1 protein-coding gene is annotated in these 1247 nt (G+C 59.7%); it reads left to right on the top strand.

Annotated elements, in window-relative coordinates; all coding sequences use genetic code 11:
- The first annotated feature begins 85 nt into the window (after positions 1 to 85).
- Positions 86 to 1234: an ISAs1 family transposase gene (locus NKI20_RS33565; RefSeq protein WP_352838284.1), complete on the top strand. Its 1149-nt coding sequence runs from the start codon at positions 86 to 88 to the stop codon at positions 1232 to 1234.
- Positions 1235 to 1247 lie beyond the last annotated feature (13 nt).

Consider the following 1247-nt stretch of genomic DNA (forward strand, 5'->3'; position numbering starts at 1 on the left):
CAGGGCAATCGCTTCGGGTTAACGTGTGGTGCGTTTGGGGTGCGAATATGATTCATGGGAGGCTTCGTGATTTGCGGAGCCCTCTATGTCGCGCCAACATTGCCGTTCGCTTTCGATTCTCGATCATTTTTCGGCGCTGTCCGATCCTCGCCAGCGTTGGCGTGTCGCCTATCCGCTACCCGAAATCCTGCTTGTGGTGCTGTGCGCGACGCTGTGCGGCATGGACGATTTCGTCGAGACGAAGCTGTGGGGTGAGCAGCGCCTCGACTTTCTGCGCCGTTTCCTGCCCTATGAGCGTGGCATTCCGGCGCACGACACGCTCAACGACGTGATCAACGCGCTCGATCCCGATCTCTTCAAGACTTGTTTCACAAGCTGGGTCGAGACCCTGCGCGACAGCGATCCCGAGATCATCGCCGTCGATGGCAAGACCTCGCGGCGCAGCCATGCGCGTTCCAAGGGACGTGAGCCGCTGCATCTGGTCTCGGCTTGGGCAACCCGTCAGAGGCTCGTGCTCGGCCAGCAGGCGACAGACATAAAATCAAATGAAATCACTGCTATTCCGTTGCTGCTCGAGCGCCTTGAGTTGACCGGCGCGCTGGTCACTATCGACGCCATGGGAACGCAGGCGGCAATCGCCGAAGCCATTGTCGCCAAGGGCGGCGACTATCTGCTCGCGCTCAAGGCCAATTGGCCTGCCACCTTCACCGATATCGAGCGCTTCTTCGCAGAGCCGCCGCAAAACATGCTGCAAACACCCGTCGAGACCATCGACAACGACCATGGCCGCCTTGAAGGCCGTCGCCACACCGTCTGCCATACGGTTGACTGGCTGTTCTCCGACCGCCGCTATCCCGGCGAACCGCGCTTCCCCCGGCTTGCCATGATCGGCATGGTCGAAACCCGCGTCGAACGCAACGGCAAGACCGAGCAGGAGCGGCGCTACTATCTGTCCTCCGCCAAGCTCGACGCCAAAACGTTCGCCCATGCCGTGCGAGCCCATTGGAGCATCGAGAACCGCCTCCACTGGGTACTCGACGTCGTCTTCCACGACGATCTCGCGCGTCTCAGAACAGCGCACGGACCGCAAAACATGGCCATCGTCAAACACATGGCCATGAACCTCGTCCGAAACCCCAAGGACAAGCACAGCCTCAAGGTCCGACGAAAACTCGCCAATCTCAACGGCCACTATCTCGAAAATCTCATCCGTCAAAAATCAACGTTAACCTGAAGCGATTCCCCTG

The sequence above is a fragment of the Mesorhizobium sp. M0830 genome (assembly GCF_040319965.1).
Taxonomy (GTDB): domain Bacteria; phylum Pseudomonadota; class Alphaproteobacteria; order Rhizobiales; family Rhizobiaceae; genus Mesorhizobium.

Excerpts from the sequence above, each read along its gene's own strand:
- NKI20_RS33565 (WP_352838284.1), top strand. The coding sequence starts at position 86 with ATGTCGCGCCAACATTGCCGTTCGCTTTCGATTCTCGATCATTTTTCG.